General features: G+C 69.7%; 1 protein-coding gene and 1 pseudogene. Both read right to left on the bottom strand.

Annotation, left to right across the window (positions count from 1 at the left end):
• The coding region (locus tag Y706_RS23580; protein ID WP_043434711.1) for an amidohydrolase family protein at positions 1-553 on the bottom strand (553 nt) is incomplete at its 3' end.
• Between the two features lie 117 nt (positions 554-670).
• A pseudogene (locus Y706_RS27780) lies at positions 671-2,136 on the bottom strand (RNA helicase); the annotation flags it as partial.

Raw genomic sequence — 2,136 nt, 5'->3', positions numbered from 1 at the left:
CGGTGTGGGCGTCGCGTTTGACCTGGCTTCCGGCGCCGCCGCCGTCGAGCCCGTCCAGTCCGGCCGATGCGGCCAGGGAGTTCGATACCAGGGCCGAGTGGACATCCACGCGGGACAGGTAGACCTGGCGGCCGCCGGCCGCGCGTTCGATTTCGTCCCGGGAGGGCAGGGCGGGATCGGCCCAGGTGGTCTCGTCCCAGCCGTGGCCCAGGACGGGAACGCCCGCGCTGGACGCGGAGGCGGCGGCGACGGCGTCGAGGAGTTCAGCGGAGGAGCGCACCCCGGCCAGCTGGAGGCCCTCCAGCGCGATTCCGGTTTCCGTCAGGTGGATGTGGGAGTCGACGAAGCCGGGGGCCAGGAGCGCGCCCTGCAGATCGATCACCTCCATGGAGGCATCGGCGATGGATGTGGCGGCCTGCTCGGAACCAACCCAGGCGACGGTGTCGCCGTCGACCAGCATCGCAGTCGCAAAGGGATCGGCAGCTGTGTAGACCGAGCCGTTGCGGTACAGCGTGACGTTGCGGGGGGCGGGGGCGGCCGGCGAATCGGTCATGGGGCGGGAACTCCTTGTTGCTGGGGGCCGGCCGAGGGCCGGCGGGTTCGAAAATCTGCGAGGCCGCGGTAGCGGGCCAGCGAGTGGTGCAGGGAGCGGGCCGGTCCGGCCCGCGCCCTAGGCCACGGAGGAATAGGCGACGACGCCGCGTTTGATGAGCTTGATGGCCTCCGCGCACAGCCGCGCAATCCGGGGGTCGAGGTTCGGGATGTCGGCGAGCTGGTCCAGGAGGTCGATCACCTGTTTGACCCAGCGGACAAAGTCGCCCGCGGCCAGGTCGGTGCCGCTCAGCACGTCCTGGAGGTGCCGGCCCTTGGCCCATTTGAAGATCGGCCACACAAGGCCGAGCTCGGGCTCGCCAGTGAGGGGCAGCTTGTTGGCTTCCTCGACGTCCTCCAGCGCGGACCATTCGCGCACCACGGTGTCTACCGCGGATTCCAGGGACACGCTCGGCATCTTGGGCCGCAGGCCGCGGTCCTCACGCTTGGCCTGGTAGACGAGCACACTGGCCAGCGCGGCGATCTCGGCGGCGTCGAGGTCGTTGAAGGCCCCCATCCGCAGTGACTGCGAAATCAGCAGGTCCTTTTCGCCGTAGATCCGCCGCAGGCGTTGCCCGTCCGGGCTGATGGACAGCGCGCCCGTGTCCGAGGTTTCCAGGTAGCCGTAGCCCGTCAGGACGCCGCAGACACGGTCGAACGTCTTGGCGATGGTGTTGGTCCGGCCCTGGATCTGGCGGATGAGCCCATCCGTTTCCTGGCGGAGTTTCCACCAGCGTTCGGACCACCGGGCATGGTCCTCGCGTTCGCTGCAGCCGTGGCACGGATGGGCGCGCAGTTCCCGGCGCAGCTCGGCGATCCGCTTCTCCTGGTTGGGCGCAGCGGAGGCCCGGCCGAAGTCGTCGTCGCGGCGCGGCGGCGCCGGCGGCCGATGCTCGCGGATGGCGTTGCGCACCGAGGACGCCAGGTCGCGGCGGGACTTGGGAACCTTGGCGTTGAAGGTCTTGGGAATCCTGATCCGGGTGATCGGCGACAACGGCCCTTCGACGTCGTGCAGGCCAATCCGGCGGAGCTGGTTGTCCAGCGTCATGACAGCCGGGCGGGGCTCGCGGGATTCGTGGTCGGAGCTGAGCACCACCGCGAGCCCCGGCGACTTCCCGGCCGGAACATCCACCACGTCCCCCGGGAGCAGCCTGCTCAGGGAGTCCTCGGTCAGGGACTTCCTGGCCCGGGACGTGCTCCGGGAGGCCATGGTTTCGGCATCGCCCAGGGCCCGCCGCAGCCGCGCGTATTCGGTGAAGTCGCCCAGGTGGCAGGTCATGGCCTTGCTGAACCCGGCAATGGATTCTTCCCGGCTCCTGACCTGCCGGGCCAGTCCCACCACGGATCGGTCCGCCTGGAACTGGGCAAAGGATGATTCGAGGATTTCCCGGGCGCGCGGCCGGCCGAACTGCGCCAAAAGGTTGATCGACATGTTGTACGTGGGCCGGAAGCTGGAGTTCAGCGGGTAGGTCCGCCGTGAGGCCAGGCCGGCGACGGCGGCCGGATCCGTTCCGGGCTGCCACAGCACGACGGCGTGGCCCTCGA

Origin of the sequence: Arthrobacter sp. I3 (assembly GCF_000520575.1) — a bacterium.
Lineage (GTDB): Bacteria > Actinomycetota > Actinomycetes > Actinomycetales > Micrococcaceae > Arthrobacter > Arthrobacter humicola_A.
The sequence above is the reverse complement of the archived record's forward strand: the minus strand, read 5'-3'. Positions and strand labels throughout refer to the sequence as shown.